The sequence below is a fragment of the Methylibium sp. T29-B genome (assembly GCF_000576225.1).
In the GTDB taxonomy this organism is placed as follows: domain Bacteria; phylum Pseudomonadota; class Gammaproteobacteria; order Burkholderiales; family Burkholderiaceae_C; genus Methylibium; species Methylibium petroleiphilum.
Window position 1 is genome coordinate 1 of the sequence record NZ_AZSN01000090.1, and the last position, 15,427, is coordinate 15,427.

Sequence of the window (15,427 nt, forward strand, 5' to 3'; positions counted from 1 at the left end):
CAGGGCCTCGTCGACGGCGCCGCGAAGGCGCAGCTGAGCACCGGCGATCTCGATCTCGATGACGCCGGGGCGCGAGTTCCGGTTGACGGCGGGGGCGTCGGGCACCGGCGGTTCGTCGGTCGCGGCAGCGGTCTCGGGGATCAGGCAGACCGGCAGCAGCGTCGCTGCGGTCGATGCGGGCGCCGCCATCGCCATCGCCCTGAGGTGCTCACGTCGCCACTTGAACAGGAGATTGGCGTTGATGCCGCCCTTCATCGCGATGGCCGAGACCGACGCGTCTGGGAGCAGGCTCTGCGCGATCAGCTCGTCCTTGAACGCCCGTTCGTGTTGTCGCCGGCTTCGCCGCGATCCTCCTGTTTGATCCTTCATGGTGTGCACCATCTCCGTTGGTGCACACCATCAAGCGGATGCGCACTCCATCAGAGAAGATGCTGCCGGCTGGCGACGCCGGGGGCAATGACGGGGTCGGTCGGACTATTACGGTGCTCAGCGCAAGCTGAACGGCGCAAAGGCACTCGTCGGACTGACTGGAGCCTCCCTCGCGGAGGGAGGCTGGAGGGTGCGGTCGAACAAGCTGGAGCTCCCTCTCGGAGGGGGCTCGGTGGAGCGGTGCGTAAGGCCGCAGGCTAGGAGGCTGCGCGGCTTCTGCCGCGCGGACTCCTAGTGTCGTGAGTTAGAAGTTCGCAGACAAAACCTCTCGAGGCTGGCGAGGATGTCATCAGCGCTCTTGGACCAGACGAACGGCTTGGGATCGGCGTTGTTAACGTTGACGTAGTGCTTGATGGCTTCTTCGAGTTGGCGTGTCGAGCGGTGTGTGCCGCGGCGGATGTAGCGCTGGGTGAGCGTGGCGAACCAGCGTTCGACCTGATTGAGCCAGGATGCCGAGGTGGGCGTGAAGTGGACGTGGAATCGCGGGTGCCGCGCGAACCAGGCCTTGATCGACGGGGTCTTGTGGGTGCCGTAGTTATCCATCACCAAGTGGATGTCCAGCATCGTCGGCACATTGGGGATTATTGGAAGACCACTGACACCAGATGCGCGACACCGCCGTCTGCGTCAGCCCAACCTCGCGCGCCATGGTGCGGGTGCTCCAGTGCGTGGCGCCGTCCGGCACGGACTCCAGTGTCTTGGCGATCACGGCGTCGACTCTCGCGTCATCGATCGTTCGCGGCGCACCCGAACGCGGCGCATCCAACAGGCCATCCAGCCGATGCTCCACGTACCGAGCGCGCCACTTGCCCACCGTCTGCGGCGTGACCCGCTGCTGCGCGGCGACGACCTTGCTGTCCTGCCCGTCCGCGCAGGCCAGCACGATCCGCGCGCGCAGGACCAGCGCCTGCGCCGTCTTGCGTCTGAGCGTCAGCGCAACCAACTCGTCGCGCTCAGGCTCGGTCAGCACCAGTTCGGCCTTGGGTCTTCCTCGCATCGCCGCCTCGTCGTGTGCACACGGTACACGACAGAGCGGCGGCGCCTCAAATAGTTCAATGAACTTCTAAACTAACTCACGACACTAGAGCAGCAGCCCCTTGCGCTCGAGGTGCTTGTTGACCGCCTCGAAGATGTCCTCGGCCAGGTCATTGGCTTCCAGCAGGTGGCGGAAGTTGAGGATGGTGGTCTCGTCGGGGATCGGCTCGCTCAGGCTCAGGTTGGCGAAGGCGCGCAGCCCTCGTACAGCGCCTCTTCCATCGCTGGGTCGCTCAGCGCGAACCAGTTCTGCATCAGGTGCGCGCGCAGCATCGACGCCAGCAGGTAGGGAGGACGGACGCGACCGGCCGCCGGGTAGTGCGGCTCATCAGGTCGAGCAGCGCCTTCCAGGGGACCATGACTTCCATCTCGGCCAGGAACACTTCGCGCCGCGTCTTCTTGCGTTTGCCGGCGTACTCCGCATCCGACAAACTGATCTGACCCATCGTGCTGCTCGCTCCTTGCGCGGCTCAACGATCACCCGGCGCGGTCGGTGGACTTGTTCAGACCTGCCCGAGAGGTTGAACCGCTGCCGCCCTGAGTCGTCTCTTGGTTGATGTCGCCAAAAGACAGCCATGCTTTTATCTGAGGCCGCCAAAGACATCCCCTGTGGTGCTGGCTAGACTGCCGTACAGGGTGTCCGTATGGGCCTCTCTATGGCAACAAAGGAGATCGTCAGATGACCACCAACGAACGTCGAGGCGCTGCACCTGCCGCCGCACAAGGCGCACCGTACAGCGGCTACCTGCTACGCGGCCTGCAGAACGCGGCGCCCACGAGCGAAGACATCATGCGCACCGGGCCGGGCACCCCGATGGGTGAGTACATGCGTCGGTACTGGCAGCCGGTGTGCTTGTCGCAAGAGCTGACCGATGTTCCGAAGGCCATCCGGATCATGCACGAGGACTTGGTGGCGTTCAGGGATCGCGAAGGCAATGTCGGCGTGCTGCACCGCAAGTGCGCCCACCGCGGGGCTTCGCTCGAATTCGGGATCGTGCAGCAACGCGGCATCCGCTGCTGCTATCACGGCTGGCAGTTCGACGTTAACGGCAAGCTGTTGGAGGCGCCTGCGGAACCTGCCGACTCCCGGTTGAAGGACACCGTCTGCCAGGGCGCCTACCCGGCATTCGAGCGCGACGGCCTCGTGTTCGCTTACATGGGGCCGCCGGACAGAAAGCCGAAGTTCCCTGTCTTTGATGGCTACGTTTGGCCACGCGGCACCCGCCTGATCCCCTTCTCCAACGTGTTCGACTGCAACTGGCTGCAAGTTCACGAGAACCAGATCGATCACTATCACACCGCCTTGCTGCACAACAACATGACCGTGGCTGGCGTGAATTCCAGTATCGCGGATGGTGTGACGCTGCAGGGGGGCTTCGGCGAGATGCCCGTGATCGACTGGCATGCAACCCACGGTGGGAACGGCATCATCTTTACCGCCGGACGACGCCTTTCGGACGACACTGTCTGGATTCGCATCTCGGAGTTGGCGCTCCCCAACTTCATGCAAAACGCCGCTATCGTGGCAGCAGCACCGCAACGGCACTCAGGCCCTGCTATGTCGCGCTGGCAGGTTCCGGTCGATGATCAACACTCGATTGCCTTCGGTTGGCGACACTTCAACGATGAGGTCGATCCGAACCACAATGGAAAGGAAGAACAGTGTGGGGTCGACAAGATCGACTTTCTCATCGGGCAGACTCGGCATCGAAGCTACGACGAGATGCAGCGCGCTCCGGGCGACTACGAAGTCATCGTGAGTCAAGGGCCCATGGCCATCCACAGTCTCGAGCACCCGGTCGATCGGATGTGGGGGTCTACATGTACCGATCGCAACTGCGCGATGCCATTGCTGGAAAGCTGCCGCCCGACCCGGTGTCTGCACGAGCTGAAGCCGGCCGTGAGGAGACCTTGCCGCGATACACCTCCGACACCAGGCTCAAGATCCGCCGCAACGCCGACAATGAGAAGGACAAGGAAGCCATTCGTAAGGCGGCACACGAGGTCTTCGTGTTCCTGAAAGAATGCGATGAACTGCCACGGGAGCAGCGAAAAGCGCACGTCTTGGGGCGGCTGGACGAAATGGAGTCCAGATTGTGAGCGCCCAACGGCCGGGGCACTTCGACCACCCCTTGTGGATGCTCCGAGGGAAGTGGCGGGGCCACGCCCCTCCAGAGCTGGGTTGTGCGGTGCTGGGAAGCGAAGGCGGCGCTCAAGCCCCCATTCCCTTGGCCAGTCAGCCGTAACAACGTAGAAGCCCTTTCCAGGGAATCGGCATGTATCAACTAGGGTCCGCAGACAAGTACCCGAAGACAGCGTTGCGACTGCGGGTGCGGCAGATCACCTACCAGGCAATCGGCATCAATGCCTACGAGTTCGCATCCGAAGACGGCAGCGAGCTGCCCGAGTTCACTGCGGGAGCGCATGTGGACTTGTATTTCCGGGATGGGCGGATAAGGCAGTATTCGCTGTGCAACGACCCTGACGATCGGCGGCGCTATCTGATTGCGGTGCTTCGCGAAGACAACGGCCGCGGAGGGTCTGTCGCCATCCACGAGCGCGTGCACACGCAGCGGCTGGTTGCTGTCGGACGGCCTCGCAACAACTTCCCGCTGGTGGAGGGGGCGCCGCACCACATTCTGCTTGCGGGCGGTATTGGCATCACGCCGATGAAGGCGATGGTTCACCGGCTCGAGAAGCTCGGTGCCGACTTCGTGCTGCACTACTGCGCCAAGTCGCGTGCACACGCCGCGTTCCACGAGGAGTTCGAGCCGCTGGCGGCCAAGGGCGCGTGGTCATGCACTACGACGGCGGCAATCCGGCCAACGGACTGGATATCGCCGTGCTGCTGCGCCGCTACGAGCCCGGATCGCAGCTGTACTACTGCGGTCCGCAGGGGTTTATGGCGGCATGCGCGCGGGCCAGTGCGCATTGGCCCGCAGACGCCGTGCACTGCGAGTATTTCGTCGGCGCACCGGCGGTGCCCGCGGAGGAAGTCCCGGACATCGGCAGCGAGGCGCTGGCGCTCGGGTTCCAGCTGAAGATCGCCAGCACGGGTGTGGTGCTGACTGTACCCAACGACAAGTCGATCGCCCAGGTACTCGGAGAGCACGGTGTCGAAATACCGATGTCCTGCCAGAGTGGGCTGTGCGGGACCTGCAAGGTGCGCTACTTCTCCGGGGAGGTCGACCATCGGGACTACGTGCTGAACGCCGAAGCGCGCACGCAGTTCCTGACCACTTGCGTCTCGCGCTCGCACGGCGCGCTGCTCGTCCTCGACCTGTGACCGGCGCACTGGACCACGCAGCCATGAGCGACAAAGTGAGCGTTTCGCCGCTGAATCCGCAGCGCGCCGACAGGCATCGCCGGCTGCCGCTCGAGGGGGCGGTGAACTTTCGCGATCTGGGCGGTTATCCGGTGGGTGACGGGCGGCGGACGCGGTGGCGCTGCCTGTTCCGCTCGGACTCGCTGGCAGCGCTCACCGGCCGGGATCTGGAACTCGTTGCCGCGCTCGACCTTTACGGCGTGATCGACTTCCGCGTCGCCAACGAGCGCGCGACCCACCCGAACCGGCTGCCGGCCGGTGCAATCCCGAGGATCGCGCAGCTCGGCTTCTGGCCGCAAGGTGTGGCGGAAATGCTGGAGGAGTTGCGGGAACTGCGCATCGACGCCGCCGGAGTCGAGCGGGCCGTCACCGGGCACTACCGACTCTACCCGCTGCATCATTGTGCCGAGTACCGGAGCATGCTCGAAGCGGTGGAGGAGGCGGCGGGGCGGCCGATGCTGATCCACTGCGTGAGCGGCAAAGATCGCACGGGTTTCGGCGCGGCCGTTATCCTGATGGCGCTCGGCGCGTCGAGGTCGGTGATCGTCGAAGACTACCTGCTGACGAACGCCCATCGCCGCGACATCGGCCACCTGATGCCGCCCGGAACCCCAGCCTCAGTAGCAGAAGTGTTCACGGCCGCCAAACCAGCTTACATCGAGGCAGCTTTCGAGTCGATCGAATCCGCCTTCGGTGACGTCGACAACTACCTCACACGCGGTCTGGGTTTCGACGCGGAGCGCCGCCGCAGGCTGCGCGATCAGCTCACCGAGCCGGCTGCCGCGCCCTCTGCTGCGTGAGAGAGGTGGGGGGCTCTTCAGCCCTCGCCAGCGTCGGCGTCCGCCGAGCGCGTCGCGAAGTCGTGCATCAGCAGCGCGAGGTCGACCGACATCCGTTCCCGGTGCCGACGAAGGTCCACCCCCGTCAGCTCCTCGAACTGGACCAGGCGGTAGCGGACCGTCTTCTCGTGGACAAACAGCTGTTGCGCAGTGAGTTTCAGCGAGCAGTCGTTGTCCAGATATGCGCGAATCGTCTTGGCAAGGACGCCGTGGTGGGCCGAGTCGTACTTGAACATCGGACCCAGGATGCGGTTGATGAACTTGCGCAGATCCCGACCATCGGCGATTTCGCTGCCCTGCAGCAGCAGTGTCAGGACGCCCAGGTGCTCGTGGATCACCACCGGGTTCTTCGGCGTCCCCAGTTTCGCAACCGCGAGCGCCGCACAGCGGGCCTCGTGGTTCGCGCTCGGCAGTTGCGACGGCGACTCGCACGGAGCGCTGACGCCCCAGAAGGTCCTCACCCCGTCCTTCGCAAGGATCTCCTCGTGCAGCGATTTGAGCACTCGGGTCGCGCGAGCGGCGTCCAGGGCGGAGACGATCGCCACCACCAAGTCGCCTCGGGAGGCGATCAGCTTCAGTGACACCGAGCTCAGTGCGCGCTCGCAGGCTTCGTGCACGGCACGTTGCTTGCGCTCCATCATGTCCATGTTCCAGCCTTCGCCTCGCGCGGTTTCAGCCAGCCCGTCGATGGTGCCGTGGACGACTCGGTGGGGCCCTGCAGGTCGATGTGGAAGTCCGTCAGCCGATCGAGCGCGGACTGCCTGATCGGCGGCGTGCCCTCGAGCAGGTCCCACATCAACGCTCCAAGCGCGGACGCGCGGGCCTGACTGGCCGAGCGCTGTTCGAGACAGTAGAGCGCGCTGGCGACGGCGGCCTGACGAATCGCGGCTTCCTGGATGTCCCCGGGCGCGGTCGGCGAAAGCGCGCATACCCAGCCGATGCGGTCACCGCCGGCGACGATCGGCCGCAGCGAAAGCCAGGCATCCTGCCATCGCGCGGTCGCGGTCGTGCTGTTGGCGTGCCCGGGCAACTGCTGGCTGGCGGTCTCCACCCTCACCAGCCAGGCGGCACCCGCGACACACGTCGGATAGGCCGCCATGACCCCGAAATCGGCGCCCAGGATGGCGACCTCCGCCGCCGCGTGGCGGGCCACGATCCGCGCAATCGCGGCAACCCCGCCGCCTTCGAGCAGCGCCCCGATCAGGTCATCCTGAAGCCGGGCGGACAGCTGCACGAACTCGTGCTGCCGGCACAGGTTCTCGTTGATCTGCGTCAGCTGCCGCATGGCGGCCTTCTGGCTCTCGTACAGCCGGGCGTTCTGGATGGCGATCGTGGTCAGGTTGGCCAGCGCGGCCAGACGCTGGACGTCCTGGTCGGTGAACGGTACGTTGCGCCTGCGCCAGACCTCGAGGACGCCGATCACCTCCCCGCGGGCGTGCAACGGCGCGCCCACGGCGCAGCGGATGTGCTCGTCACGTGCGAGCCAGAAGAAGTCGCGGTTGAGTTCTTCGCTGGCGAGGTAGTCATCGACCTTCCAGGGGCGCGCGGTATCGAGGACGCGGCCGGCGAGCCCCTGGCCTCGCTTCATCCTGAGCCGGTCGATGTCCAAGGTGTCGTTGCCCACGCAGCTGCGCATGACGAGATCGTCGCCGTCGCGCAGGAACACCCCGCCGATGTCCGCGGCGAGAAGCCGGGTCGCCTCTCGCGTGATCGAGAACATGACCTCGTCCAATTCGGCCGCAGACAGGATGCGTTTGGCGATCTGCTGCAGGCTGCCGATCTCGTTTATCGCGTCGAACGTGACGCGGTACTGAGTTGCCGCCGTGAGTGCCAGGTCGAAGCCGATCGCCAGCGAGCGCAGCATGACGGCGCGGTCCGCCTCGATGACCTGGCGATCGGTCAGGACGCCCACGTCCGGCTTCACGGAGATAAAGGCGCCGATCCCAGGCAGGACGACGATGTCGCGCGACATCGGGATCGTTGCCGGAATTTCGGCGGCTCGATCGCCCAGTCGGGAAACACGGGTGCTGGCGCAGTGCCAGCCAGTACCGCTGCGTTCAATGACGATCGCATCGTGCCCGCCGAGCACTGCGGCGAAGCGCTCCGCCGCGACCTCCTTCAGACCCTGCTCGGGCCCGAGCGCGGCGCCGGCCATCGCACCCAGCGCCTCGCCGAGCACGCCGATCGACTCGACGGCTGGCGCCGGTTCGCCAGCCGTTGTTGGCTGCGAGATGACTACCAGGTGTCCGCTGCGCTTCGCCTTGTGCATCGCATCCCCTACACTAGCGGACAGGAGGCCGCTCGAGGATCGCCTCGATATCCTCGTGCGGGCGAGGAATCACATGCATGGCGCGTACCTTGCCCACGCTTCGAGCGGCGGCGGCGCCGGCCTCGATGGCCGCCTGCACCGCCGCCACCTCGCCGCGGACGATCACGGTGATGATGCCGCCGCCCGGCTGCTGCGCCGTCTGCAGCGTCACGTTCGCCACCTTGACCATCGCATCGGCAGCGTACATGCCGGCCGTCTTGCCAATGGTTTCGACGAATCCCAAGGCCGTTCCGTGTAAGCCGCCACTCATGATGCTGCCCTCCATGACGCGCTGCGCACCGTGCCATTGTAGGCAAGTCTCCGCTGAGGCGGAGCCGCTGAACGGCAGTCCAGCGGCACCTCCGGCGCGGACCTGGTCATGTCGTGTCGCGTGGCTTGGCAAGCACGGTAAGGATGTCCTCGTGAAACTCGAACCAGACGTTGTGGACCGAGTCGACGGTCGGGTTGCAGACGTAGTCGCGCTCTCCTGCGTCGACGCGCTCCATGCTACGTTCGAGCCGGCTCACATAGCTCTCATAGCGCGGTACGAGCGGCATGAGCCGCAAGATGTCCTTGGCCAGTCGCTCCGCACCCTGAACGACGCGTTGTTCACTGCGATCCGATCCGTCACTCTCTTGCCATTCGGTGACTGCAGCGACGAAGCGCACATTGAGCGACTCGAAGCCGCGGTACCAATCGGTCAACGCAGCATTGGACCGCAAGCTCGCATAAGTTTCGGTGTAATACGTCTTCACTTGGGCGATTCCATCTTCCAGGACCATCACACCGTCAGAACCCATGTCCATCAGCCAGCCCTGTTCCGTCGCAACCGCGAAGATGTGCGCAACGTCATCCGATGCGACGCCGGTCATCTCACTGACCTGCGTCCCAGTGGCTACCTTCTTCAGGTAGACCGCATTGAGTACAAGGAAGTCTGTTTCCGTAAGCATTTTCAACTGCCGGCCCCACGTGAACCGAGGCCGTTGCTCCTTAGTGTCTTTGTTTGCAAAGGTAGCGGGGACGACCGCGAATTGCACCCGCGCCGTCCCCGCCTGCCACCAGGAGTCTACCCAAGCGTCGAGCCGGGCGACTGGTCCGCGGCTGGCTGACTTGCTCCTGCCTTGATGTCCATCTTCGCGTAGACGCGCCCCAGTTTCCCATCGCACTCCATCAGCAGCGGGGTACCGTCCGGGATGGCTCCAATACCTTCCAGCTTCAACGTCATGACGATCGGCACTCGGAAATTCCGACCCACGATGCCGAGGTGAGACTCGGGTGTCCCCCATAGGTGATGATGCCGGCTGGCTTCTTATAGAGCAACGGCGCGACGAAGGTGGTGGTACCACCCGGGGTCACTACGATGGTCTCTTTGATCTTCTGCGCATTGCCCATCAACGCGATCATCTGCTTAGGGTCCGTCACATTCAATGCGACGCCCTTGTGTCGGCCGACCGGCACGACATTGTAGCCTTGGCCGATATACCGGTAGCCTTCAATCTCTTTGACAGTTTCGTCACTCATTTAAGCGTCTCCTGGTGCGGTTTTAGATGTCCATCTTTGCCAAGCCACTTTCTTCGGGCGACAGGAACAACCACGGCATCACAGGCTCCTGGGGCGGGTAAAGGAAGATGACTTCCTTCAGGCGCAGCGGGAAGTCGTCCTGCTTGAGGGTCGTCCATTCCCAGTCTTCCCACTTGACCTTGGCGGGCTCCTTACGCAGTTCATCGATGTCGAGCACGGCCAACTCCTCTGCGCTGTACCAAGGTGGGTACTTGCCCTTGTAGTAGTCCACGTAGCACAGGAACTCATCGCCCTTCGACTCGACGCAGACAATGACGCACTGAGCGTAGAACCCTGCATTGGCTCGAATGAAGTACTTCGTTTCCTTGTTGAGCCAATCCTCGAACTCATCGGAGGTCTTGAAATCGACGCTCAGCTTCCACTCTTCGTGGGACCAGCTGAACCGCTTGTCGTCATCCTTCTTCACTTTGATTTCAGCCATGGCTGCTCCTTTCGGCGGGTCGCCGGCTAGTCAATTGTTGATCTCGTACCTGCCAAACTTGGTTCCTCTGCAGCGGAACCCCGGCAACTGCGGGGGGGCGCGCCCAGCCCGGCCGTCGCCTTGCGCTGGACTTCCGCTGCCCTTGAATACCCCTTGAGGAAGTACTCCATGCTCGTCTGATCCATATCCCAGAAACCCATCGAAGCGGCCTCGGCCTCAAGGTCATGGGCGCGCACATACGGGAGCGAGGCGCCCACATAGGTCCAATTGCCTTCGAGGATTTTGTCGAACTTGGGCTTCATCGCAAGATATGAATACATCCGCTCAACGGCTGCCTCGATCTTCTGGATGTGCGTTCCCAGTTCGCTCAGCGGTATCCGCGTCGAGGTGCCACGGGGATAGTCCTCATCCCGCTGGAACACCGCGACTTCCAAGAGCGCACTATCTTCGTAGTCGGGAGGATCGGCGAACAGCGTACCGGTGTTGTAGATGGAGAACATCTTCAACTTCCCGTTCTTTCGGTCGCGCATCATCTTCTTCTTGTCGAACGTCAGCACGAGCGAGTACGAGAACGGGAGATCTCCCACGACATACGTCCAAGGATAGGCTTTCTCATTGACAAAACAGTCTCTGACGATCATCAGTCGATCGCCCAGGTCATAAGGACCGGTGTCGCCAAGACCCAAGCGGTTGTCGTAGTGATCGAGAAAGCCCATTAGCTGAACCAGCGAATTGAACTGACCGACCGTCGCGCGGAGTTCCGGATCATTCAGAGGCTCAACCTGATTGCCAAGATCCTCCACGACATCCTGATCAAGCACTTGCAGCGTATACCCCAGGTCCATAACCGCCGGCTTCCTTTGTCGCATGTAGCCCTCAAAGACGGTTCGCCAGAAGCTATAGATGATGCGCAGATTGTCGAGATAGTCGTTCGGTCCAATCAGTCCGCCGTCAATCAGGAAGAGCCTCCCGAACAGCGCAATACCACAGCCCCACTGGATGTTGCACGGCGTGATAGTCTTGATACCAAATTGCCGATGGCCCGAACTGCAAGTCGCCCGGATGCCTTCCATCCCGACCTTCTCGCCCAGCCACATGTAGAGCCATGGGTGCTGCAGGAAGGTGGTCTGGAATGACAGCATCTCGTATTCGGCACGCGGAATCAGCGGATTCACGCCCTCTGTGCCCCGTCTGGCCAGCAAGTCGGCCACATACCAAGAGTTGTGTTTCGCCCACTTGACTGTCTCCTCAAGGGGCATCAGTTCAAGACCCTTCATCTGCTATTCTCCTTAGAAGGTACTCGGCTTTCACTGTTCGGGGATGGCCGGCAGCCGCGATCGGCCACCCCGTTTGCCTGTTGGCGTGCCACGGCAAGCGGTCCGGGGGGCGCCCGGCACCGCTCGACGCCGCGTGCGCGCCTCATGACCGACTGCGCACGACACGGCGCAATGCACCCAACAGTTCGGCATCCACGCCGCTGGCCAGCCGCGGCGGCGGCAGCCGCACGCCGGTGGTGGAGCCAGTGGTCGCGGCGCAGGCGGCCGGCGGCCTGCAGGTCGGTCGAGGCGGCCCCCGACGCCGTGGCGTCGGCCATGCTGCCGCATGCCGGACCGCGGCAGTCCTCGGGACGCAGCCATGCGACGAACTCCTGCGGCCACAGCGCCACCTCCTTCGCGCCGGCGTCGAGCAGTTGGCGCTCGCTGTGCGTGCCCCAGGCCACACCAACGGTGGCGATGCCGACTTCCTTGGCCTCGGCGACGTCGCCGACGGTGTCGGTGACCAGCACGCAGTCGGACGATTCGAGCTCGTCGTCGCCGGTCGGTTCCTCGCGGTATGCCGGGCTGCAGCAGCGCTGCGCGGCGTAGCGATAGTCACCGAGGAAGCGGCGCATCGACTCGGACTTCCTCGGCTGGAGCTCGGCGGAGAACACGTGCGAGAAGCAGGTTGCGATACCGGCGTCGACGAGGATGCGCCGTATGGCCTCGATGCCGTTGGTCGACAGCACTGCCAGCGTGCGGTGCGGCGCCAATGCGCTGACCACATCGACCATGCCGGGAATCATCGCCGGCCGGTAGCGCGTGCGCAGCAGATCCATGAAGTAGCGCTTGACCGCCTCGAATCGGCGGCTGTCGGGGCGCAGCCGCGCCAGCGATCGAAGAAGTTGCCCTCGAAGATCTTGAAGAATGCCTCGCGCGTGTCAATGCCGAGGGCGAACTCGCGGTTCGTCTCGGCAAACAGCTCCCACGATGCGGCGCGCGTGTCCACCAGGGTGCCGTCCATGTAGAACAGAATGGCGCGAGGCATGGCTGCGGCGACGCTCAAAGCGGTTTGGACGGCCGCAGCGTCGAAGAAGAGCTGTTCAGCGCGTTCAGAACCGGCAGCTCGATGAAGTCCATCACCTCGCCGTAGCCGCGCTGAGTGCCGCAGGTCCATTCGCTGAGCGTGTTGAAGCCGATGCTGTTGGGCACGTAGACCCACGGCATGGTGGTCAACGTGCGCCCGTTCATTTCCCACACGCGATCCGCGCTGTCAGTGAGCCGCAGCGCGATAGTCTCGGGATAACGCTCCTGCTTGCGCACCGTCTGCCCGGCGCCGGCCTTCAGACCGAACACTTTGCCGCGCTCCAGCACGTAACCGTGCGCCAGCCACAGCTCGCGCCCGTTGTCGCGCGCCGGGTCGAAACCCAGGATCGCGTGAATCGCCAAGTCCCTCGAGAAGTGGCCGTGCAGCCAGCTCATCGCCGGTGCGCCGCGCTCAGGCCGTGGACCCCAGCTGTGATCCATCGTCGACACGCAATCGATCGGTACCTTCCGTCCGCGGATGGTCACGCTGCCGGTGAATACGCCGGTCTGGTCGAAGTGCCCGTTGTACGCCGTGCCCCAGGCGAACTTACCTTCGCGCGAGGCCGAGGCGCACATCGGTCCATCGCCGGGTCGTGGATGTCGAAGCCCGGCATCAGCGCCTCGTAGCGCACGTCGATGCGCGTTTCCTGCCCGTCGTCGTAATGGATCTGCCAGACGCGGTTAGGCTCGAGGCAGCGCACGTGCAGGCCGTTGCTCAGCCTGTAGTCCCGCAGGTTGCGTGGTTGCGGGACGGGGATGGCCGAACGCATGTCGCAGAAGTCGGCCTCCCAGTGCGTCACCGTGCGCCGGGAGTTGATGCAGACGGACGACGTCACCGTTCCGAGGTTGGTGCGAAACAGCGCGTAGACGCCGACGTTCAGGTGCTCTTCGGCGTTGTAGAAACCGAAGTAGTTGGTCTCGGCCCAGGCCGGGTGCGCTGGGTCGGGCGGGTGGAAGTCTGCATCTTCGTCGCGAATCACGCTTGTCTCCTGCACTCCGGTGCACCGGAGGTCGCTTTAGTAGGAGAACTCTAAGGGGCGGCGAAATAGGCGCCTATGGCCGCGGCGGACAAATCGGCGCAGTAGCAACTGTCCAGCCCGGCCAACGAATTCGCCGTTCGTGGGGCATACCCTACAACGTTCTTGAAGCTCGCGCAGGTACGGGGCACCGTCGTCGCGTCGATCAAGGCCACAAGGGCCTGGCCCCGCACAAGCTGCTGCTGCAGTCGGTCGCAGCCTCGGATCCGCTCGGCGAGTCGGAGCCCCAAGGTGCTGCGCCGCAGCAGATGCATGTCGCCGTTGACCTGGCCAGAGCCGGAGTTGGCGAAGTCGTGCTGGTCGTGCGCGGCAGCTCCGCGCGAGTCGAGCGCGACGGGCAGTCAGTGCCGAACGACGCCGCCGTCGTCGCCATCGTCGATTCGGTGCAGTTGGATGGCCGAACCACTTTCGTCAAACCCTGAAGACGCGGCGCAGCCCGGCTGGTGAACTCTGGCCCCTGGGGTGATCAGCATGGCCGGGGTGCTCGACGCGGCTCGTTTCTGCTCGCTGGTCGGACTCAGCGGCCGCGCCAAGCCACAGGAAGTTCGTCCGTTGGCGCTCGGCAGTCACGGGCCCGAGATGGTGATCCCGTTGAGCCAGGCATGTGTCGGCGATCGACCACTCGAGTCACTGCTCGACGCCGACACCCAGCGCGCCATCATCGAGCGCAGAGCCGGCTCCGCTCGTTTGAACAGGCATCGGCCTGGGATAAGTGGATTGGTGGCGATTTGATCTTTCTATCCCAGGGCCCCTGCCAGGCCGCCGGAGGCGCCCCGGTTGAGCCATGTACTCATGGTTCAACCCTTCAGGCGGCCTGCTTCAGCGCGGGCAGCGTGCCGAAGTAGACCATGTTCGGCGTACTCCCGTCGTGGCTCTGGTGCGGCCGGCGCGCGTTGTAGAATTTAAAGTACGCTGCCAGGCTCAGCCGCGGCGCGGCGCTAACGCTGTCGTGGGCCTTCAGGTACACGTCCTCGTACTTCACGCTGCGCCACAGCCGTTCGACGAAGACGTTGTCGCGCCAGCAGCCTTTGCCGTCCATGCTCTGGCGCGCACCAATGTGTGCCACCTCAGCGACGAACTCGGCGCTGCTGAATTGGCTGCCCTGGTCGGTGTTGACGATCTGCGGCGCACCCCAGCGTGCCGCCGCCTCGCGCAAGGCCTCCACGCAGAAGTCCGCCTCCATCGTGATGGAAACCCGGTGCGCCAGCACCCGGCGGCTGTGCCAGTCCAGCACCGCCACCAGGTACACCCAGCCGCGCGCCATCGGGATGTAGGTGATGTCGGGCGCCCAGACCTGGTTGGCACGCTCGACGGCCAGCCCGCGCAGCGCATACGGGAACACCGGGTGCGCCGGGTGCCGCTTGCTCGTGTTGGGCTTGCGGTACAGCGCCTGAATGCCCATGCGTCGCATCAGCGTGCCCACGCGCCGGCGACCCACCTCGATGCCCTGCAGCCGCAGGAAGTCGCGCAGCATCCGGCTGCCCGCGAACGGGTGCTCCAGATGCAGTTCGTCGATGCGCCGCATCAGCGCGAGCTCGGCCTGGCTGACCGGCTCGGGCTAGTAGTACACCACCCCACGGCTGATGCCCAGGACTTCGGCTTGGCGCTTGATCGGCAGCTCGTGCTCTCGGTCGATCATCGCTTTACGCTCAGCAGTCCCGCCTTGCCGAGCGCGCCTTCCAAAAAATCATTCTCCAGCGTCAGTTGCCCGATCTTGGCGTGCCGCGCCTTCAGGTCCACCAGCGGGGTCTCGGACGCCACCGCCGCACCGAACACGCCCGCGGCGCGTTCCATCAGCTACCTGCGCCACTCCGTCACCTGGTTCGGGTGCACGTCGTGCTTCTGGGCGATCTCGGCGATGGTCTTGCCATCGGCCAATGCCGCTATCGCCACCTTGGCCTTGAACGCCGCTGAGTGGTTGCGGCGGGGTCTCCTGCTCATGTCCTCTGCTCCTTCGTCTCGGGCTCTATCCTCGCCCATCGGAGCAGCCGTTCCACTCTAGACCGTGTTCAGATTTGCGCGGCCGGCTCTGTTCAGCCTGCGAGGGCTGCACCGGGTGCGAGCGGAGTGGAAGCTGGTGTGCATGGCACTGAACCTGCGGCGCATGGCA

At 64.3% G+C, this 15,427-nt stretch carries 18 protein-coding genes and 5 pseudogenes; 6 read left to right on the forward strand and 17 right to left on the reverse strand.

The annotated features are described in order from the left end of the window. The 3 genes and pseudogenes from tnpA to Y694_RS14125 form a co-directional block, all read right to left on the reverse strand. On the reverse strand, positions 1-369 hold a 369-nt coding region (tnpA, locus tag Y694_RS22630), incomplete at its 3' end, for an IS66-like element accessory protein TnpA (protein ID WP_161728026.1). Between the two features lie 291 nt (positions 370-660). After that, a pseudogene (locus Y694_RS14120) lies at positions 661-1,426 on the reverse strand (helix-turn-helix domain-containing protein). Between the two features lie 87 nt (positions 1,427-1,513). After that, positions 1,514-1,910, reverse strand: a pseudogene (locus Y694_RS14125) (transposase); the annotation flags it as partial. A gap of 233 nt (positions 1,911-2,143) precedes the next feature. On the opposite strand from Y694_RS14125, the gene Y694_RS14130 reads away from it, so the two are divergent. The 4 genes and pseudogenes from Y694_RS14130 (at position 2,144) to Y694_RS14140 (ending at position 5,589) form a co-directional block, all read left to right on the forward strand. Continuing rightward, positions 2,144-3,484 (forward strand): Rieske 2Fe-2S domain-containing protein, encoded by a 1,341-nt coding sequence (locus Y694_RS14130; RefSeq protein WP_231497694.1) that lies wholly within the window; start codon positions 2,144-2,146, stop codon positions 3,482-3,484. 658 nt (positions 3,485-4,142) lie between these two features. After that, positions 4,143-4,220: pseudogene (locus Y694_RS26800) on the forward strand (hypothetical protein); the annotation flags it as partial. A gap of 41 nt (positions 4,221-4,261) precedes the next feature. After that, a complete protein-coding gene (locus Y694_RS26805; protein WP_310732255.1) occupies positions 4,262-4,750 on the forward strand; it encodes a flavin reductase family protein in 489 nt (162 codons plus the stop codon). 23 nt (positions 4,751-4,773) lie between these two features. Further along, positions 4,774-5,589: a tyrosine-protein phosphatase gene (locus tag Y694_RS14140; RefSeq protein ID WP_081771304.1), complete on the forward strand. Its 816-nt coding sequence runs from the start codon at positions 4,774-4,776 to the stop codon at positions 5,587-5,589. 17 nt (positions 5,590-5,606) lie between these two features. Here the strand turns inward: Y694_RS14140 and Y694_RS25950 are convergent, their stop codons facing one another. The 13 genes and pseudogenes from Y694_RS25950 to Y694_RS25965 form a co-directional block, all read right to left on the reverse strand. Further along, on the reverse strand, positions 5,607-5,864 hold the full coding sequence (locus Y694_RS25950; RefSeq protein WP_231497698.1) for a CdaR family transcriptional regulator: 258 nt from the start codon (positions 5,862-5,864) through the stop codon (positions 5,607-5,609). 201 nt (positions 5,865-6,065) lie between these two features. Further along, positions 6,066-6,347: pseudogene (locus Y694_RS25955) on the reverse strand (CdaR family transcriptional regulator); the annotation flags it as partial. Then, positions 6,266-7,897: a GAF domain-containing protein gene (locus Y694_RS14150; RefSeq protein ID WP_036233497.1), complete on the reverse strand. Its 1,632-nt coding sequence runs from the start codon at positions 7,895-7,897 to the stop codon at positions 6,266-6,268. The pseudogene Y694_RS25955 and the gene Y694_RS14150, both read right to left, overlap by 82 nt. Positions 7,898-7,910: 13 nt before the next feature. Further along, positions 7,911-8,222 carry a BMC domain-containing protein gene (locus tag Y694_RS14155; protein ID WP_275452072.1) on the reverse strand — a complete coding sequence of 104 codons (312 nt, stop codon included), beginning with the start codon at positions 8,220-8,222 and terminating at the stop codon, positions 7,911-7,913. Positions 8,223-8,313: 91 nt separating this feature from the next. Next, positions 8,314-8,808 (reverse strand): hypothetical protein, encoded by a 495-nt coding sequence (locus tag Y694_RS14160; protein ID WP_231497695.1) that lies wholly within the window; start codon positions 8,806-8,808, stop codon positions 8,314-8,316. Positions 8,809-9,002: 194 nt separating this feature from the next. After that, positions 9,003-9,161 carry a hypothetical protein gene (locus Y694_RS24320; RefSeq protein WP_155935833.1) on the reverse strand — a complete coding sequence of 53 codons (159 nt, stop codon included), beginning with the start codon at positions 9,159-9,161 and terminating at the stop codon, positions 9,003-9,005. Next, on the reverse strand, positions 9,158-9,457 hold the full coding sequence (locus Y694_RS14165) for a hypothetical protein (protein WP_036233502.1): 300 nt from the start codon (positions 9,455-9,457) through the stop codon (positions 9,158-9,160). Before Y694_RS14165 ends, Y694_RS24320 begins: the two co-directional genes overlap by 4 nt. Positions 9,458-9,479: 22 nt before the next feature. Then, complete coding sequence (locus tag Y694_RS14170; protein ID WP_036233505.1) at positions 9,480-9,938, reverse strand: hypothetical protein; 459 nt, start codon at positions 9,936-9,938, stop codon at positions 9,480-9,482. A gap of 26 nt (positions 9,939-9,964) precedes the next feature. Next, entirely contained in the window at positions 9,965-11,215 is a 1,251-nt protein-coding gene (locus Y694_RS14175; protein ID WP_036233508.1) for a hypothetical protein, read from the reverse strand. After that, on the reverse strand, positions 11,212-12,033 hold the full coding sequence (locus tag Y694_RS14180) for an HAD family hydrolase (protein WP_036233511.1): 822 nt from the start codon (positions 12,031-12,033) through the stop codon (positions 11,212-11,214). The genes Y694_RS14175 and Y694_RS14180 overlap by 4 nt, the downstream gene beginning before the upstream one ends. Continuing rightward, positions 11,997-12,242, reverse strand: a complete 246-nt coding sequence (locus tag Y694_RS14185; protein ID WP_036233515.1) for a hypothetical protein — start codon at positions 12,240-12,242, stop codon at positions 11,997-11,999. Before Y694_RS14185 ends, Y694_RS14180 begins: the two co-directional genes overlap by 37 nt. Before the next feature lie 14 nt (positions 12,243-12,256). Next, positions 12,257-12,856, reverse strand: coding sequence for a hypothetical protein (locus Y694_RS25960; protein WP_231497696.1), 600 nt, complete (start codon positions 12,854-12,856; stop codon positions 12,257-12,259). Further along, positions 12,763-13,260, reverse strand: a complete 498-nt coding sequence (locus Y694_RS25965) for a hypothetical protein (protein WP_231497697.1) — start codon at positions 13,258-13,260, stop codon at positions 12,763-12,765. Before Y694_RS25965 ends, Y694_RS25960 begins: the two co-directional genes overlap by 94 nt. A gap of 2 nt (positions 13,261-13,262) precedes the next feature. Between Y694_RS25965 and Y694_RS23515 the strand changes: the two genes are divergently transcribed. Together Y694_RS23515 and Y694_RS23520 are read left to right on the forward strand one after the other, a co-directional pair. Beyond that, complete coding sequence (locus Y694_RS23515) at positions 13,263-13,739, forward strand: EutN/CcmL family microcompartment protein (protein ID WP_197028792.1); 477 nt, start codon at positions 13,263-13,265, stop codon at positions 13,737-13,739. 40 nt (positions 13,740-13,779) lie between these two features. Then, positions 13,780-14,049: a hypothetical protein gene (locus tag Y694_RS23520; RefSeq protein ID WP_197028793.1), complete on the forward strand. Its 270-nt coding sequence runs from the start codon at positions 13,780-13,782 to the stop codon at positions 14,047-14,049. A gap of 73 nt (positions 14,050-14,122) precedes the next feature. On the opposite strand, the pseudogene Y694_RS14200 reads toward Y694_RS23520, so the two are convergent. Then, positions 14,123-15,258 (reverse strand): annotated as a pseudogene (locus Y694_RS14200) (IS3 family transposase). Between the last annotated feature and the right edge of the window lie 169 nt (positions 15,259-15,427).

Excerpts from the sequence above, each read along its gene's own strand:
- Y694_RS24320 (WP_155935833.1), bottom strand. The coding sequence starts at position 9,161 with ATGACGTTGAAGCTGGAAGGTATTGGAGCCATCCCGGACGGTACCCCG.
- Y694_RS25950 (WP_231497698.1), bottom strand. The coding sequence starts at position 5,864 with ATGTTCAAGTACGACTCGGCCCACCACGGCGTCCTTGCCAAGACGATT.
- Y694_RS14155 (WP_275452072.1), bottom strand. The coding sequence starts at position 8,222 with ATGGAGGGCAGCATCATGAGTGGCGGCTTACACGGAACGGCCTTGGGA.
- Y694_RS14165 (WP_036233502.1), bottom strand. The coding sequence starts at position 9,457 with ATGAGTGACGAAACTGTCAAAGAGATTGAAGGCTACCGGTATATCGGC.
- Y694_RS14150 (WP_036233497.1), bottom strand. The coding sequence starts at position 7,897 with ATGCACAAGGCGAAGCGCAGCGGACACCTGGTAGTCATCTCGCAGCCA.
- Y694_RS14160 (WP_231497695.1), bottom strand. The coding sequence starts at position 8,808 with ATGACCGGCGTCGCATCGGATGACGTTGCGCACATCTTCGCGGTTGCG.
- Y694_RS14185 (WP_036233515.1), bottom strand. The coding sequence starts at position 12,242 with ATGCCTCGCGCCATTCTGTTCTACATGGACGGCACCCTGGTGGACACG.
- Y694_RS26805 (WP_310732255.1), top strand. The coding sequence starts at position 4,262 with ATGCACTACGACGGCGGCAATCCGGCCAACGGACTGGATATCGCCGTG.
- Y694_RS14180 (WP_036233511.1), bottom strand. The coding sequence starts at position 12,033 with ATGGATCTGCTGCGCACGCGCTACCGGCCGGCGATGATTCCCGGCATG.
- Y694_RS14130 (WP_231497694.1), top strand. The coding sequence starts at position 2,144 with ATGACCACCAACGAACGTCGAGGCGCTGCACCTGCCGCCGCACAAGGC.
- Y694_RS25960 (WP_231497696.1), bottom strand. The coding sequence starts at position 12,856 with ATGTGCGCCTCGGCCTCGCGCGAAGGTAAGTTCGCCTGGGGCACGGCG.
- Y694_RS14175 (WP_036233508.1), bottom strand. The coding sequence starts at position 11,215 with ATGAAGGGTCTTGAACTGATGCCCCTTGAGGAGACAGTCAAGTGGGCG.
- Y694_RS14170 (WP_036233505.1), bottom strand. The coding sequence starts at position 9,938 with ATGGCTGAAATCAAAGTGAAGAAGGATGACGACAAGCGGTTCAGCTGG.
- Y694_RS14140 (WP_081771304.1), top strand. The coding sequence starts at position 4,774 with ATGAGCGACAAAGTGAGCGTTTCGCCGCTGAATCCGCAGCGCGCCGAC.